The sequence below is a fragment of the Streptomyces sp. SAS_281 genome (assembly GCF_052542855.1).
On record NZ_JBMNDO010000249.1, the window covers coordinates 1 to 2,173 of the forward strand.

Annotated in this window: 1 protein-coding gene; it reads right to left on the reverse strand. The window is 71.9% G+C overall.

Going from position 1 to position 2,173, the window contains the following annotated elements:
- Positions 1–50: 50 nt before the first annotated feature.
- Positions 51–1,973 (reverse strand): 1-deoxy-D-xylulose-5-phosphate synthase, encoded by a 1,923-nt coding sequence (dxs, locus tag ACN6LM_RS37950; protein ID WP_445069973.1) that lies wholly within the window; start codon positions 1,971–1,973, stop codon positions 51–53.
- Positions 1,974–2,173 lie beyond the last annotated feature (200 nt).

Consider the following 2,173-nt stretch of genomic DNA (forward strand, 5'->3'; position numbering starts at 1 on the left):
CTCGTTACGGGTGGCCCGACCGGCCCGTTCGGCCGAAGCGGGGGTACGGGTCAGTCCCGGACGCGCTCCGCGACGGTGCGGTCCTCCGCGCCCGGCTCGTAGCGCCCGTCGAGCTTGGCGACCAGGCCGGTGACCTGACGGGCGATGTCCGGGGCGGTCAGCCCGATCTCGGCCATGACCTCCTTGCGGGAGGCGTGGTCGAGGAAGACCGGCGGGATGCCGAAGTCGCGCAGCGGCACGTCGACGTCCGCGTCGCGCAGCGCCTGGGAGACCGCGGAGCCGACGCCGCCGGCCCTGCTGTTGTCCTCGACGGTGACGACGACGCGGTGCCGCGCGGCGAGCGGCGCCAGGGCCTCGTCCACGGGCTTCACCCAGCGGGGGTCCACCACGGTCGTGGAGATGCCCTGGGCGTCGAGCAGGTCGGCGATCTCCAGGCACATCGGGGCGAGCGCGCCGATGGACACCAGCAGCACGTCGGGCCGGGCGGCGCCCGGCTTGCGGAGCACGTCCATGCCGCCGACCGTGCCGACGGCCTTGACCGAGGGGCCGACCGCGCCCTTGGAGAAGCGGACGACCGTGGGCGCGTCGTCCACCTCGACGGCCTCGCGCAGCTGGGCGCGGACCTGGTCGGCGTCGCGCGGGGCGGCGATCCGCAGGCCGGGCACGACCTGGAGGATGGACATGTCCCACATGCCGTTGTGCGAGGCGCCGTCCGTACCGGTGATGCCGGCCCGGTCCAGGACGAAGGTGACCCCGCACTTGTGCAGGGCGACGTCCATCAGGACCTGGTCGAAGGCGCGGTTGAGGAAGGTGGCGTACACCGCGAAGACCGGGTGGAGGCCGCCGGTGGCGAGGCCGGCCGCGGAGACCGCGCCGTGCTGCTCGGCGATGCCGACGTCGTAGATCCGGTCCGGGAACTCCTTCTCGAACCCGGTCAGGCCGACCGGCTGGAGCATGGCCGCGGTGATCGCGACGATGTCCTCGCGCTCGTGGCCGAGCTTGACCATCTCCTCGCCGAACACCGACGTCCAGTCGAGGCCGGAGGTGGCGACGGGCAGGCCCGTGTCGGGGTGGATCTTGCCGACGGCGTGGAAGCGGTCGGCCTCGTCCTGGAGGGCGGGGGTGTAGCCGCGGCCCTTCTCGGTGAGGCAGTGCACGATGACCGGGCCGCCGAAGCGCTTGGCGCGCTGGAGGGCGGACTCCAGGGCCTCGATGTCGTGGCCGTCGATGGGGCCGACGTACTTGAGGCCGAGGTCCTCGAACATGCCCTGCGGGGCGATGAAGTCCTTCAGGCCCTTCTTCGCGCCGTGCAGCGTCTCGTAGAGCGGCTTGCCGACGACGGGGGTGCGCTCCAGGAGGTCCTTGCCGCGGGCCAGGAAGCGCTCGTAGCCGTCGGTGGTGCGCAGGGTGGCCAGGTGGTTGGCGAGGCCGCCGATGGTGGGCGCGTAGGAGCGCTCGTTGTCGTTGACGACGATGACGAGGGGGCGGTCCTTGGCGGCGGCGATGTTGTTCAGCGCCTCCCAGGCCATGCCGCCGGTGAGCGCGCCGTCGCCGATGACCGCGACGACGTGGTCGTCCTTGCCGCGGACCTCGTTGGCCTTGGCGAGGCCGTCGGCCCAGCCGAGGACGGTGGAGGCGTGCGAGTTCTCGATCACGTCGTGCTCGGACTCGGCCCGCGAGGGGTAGCCGGAGAGGCCGCCCTTGCTCTTGAGCCGGCTGAAGTCCTGGCGGCCGGTGAGGAGCTTGTGCACGTAGCTCTGGTGGCCGGTGTCGAAGAGGACCTTGTCCTTCGGCGAGTCGAAGACCCGGTGCAGGGCGATGGTGAGCTCGACCACGCCGAGGTTGGGTCCGAGGTGGCCGCCGGTCTTGGAGACCGCGTCGACCAGGAACGTCCGGATCTCTTCGGCGAGCTGCTCCAGCTGCTCGGAAGTGAGCCGGTCGAGGTCACGCGGTCCGCCGATGCGGGTCAGCAGATCCCATCCGTCGCCCACCACCGCCCGTGCGTGACGCGCTTCGCGCGGCTGTGTCACCGTGCCTCCTTGCGATTGTGCTGGTCGAGCATGCCGATCCGATGAGTCTAACGGCCTCCCCCCGAAGCGGGAGTCGGGGCGTGCTGCCCCTTGTCCGCCGGTACGTGCCGGAGCCCGGCGCCCTCCGTGGGGGCGCCAGATCG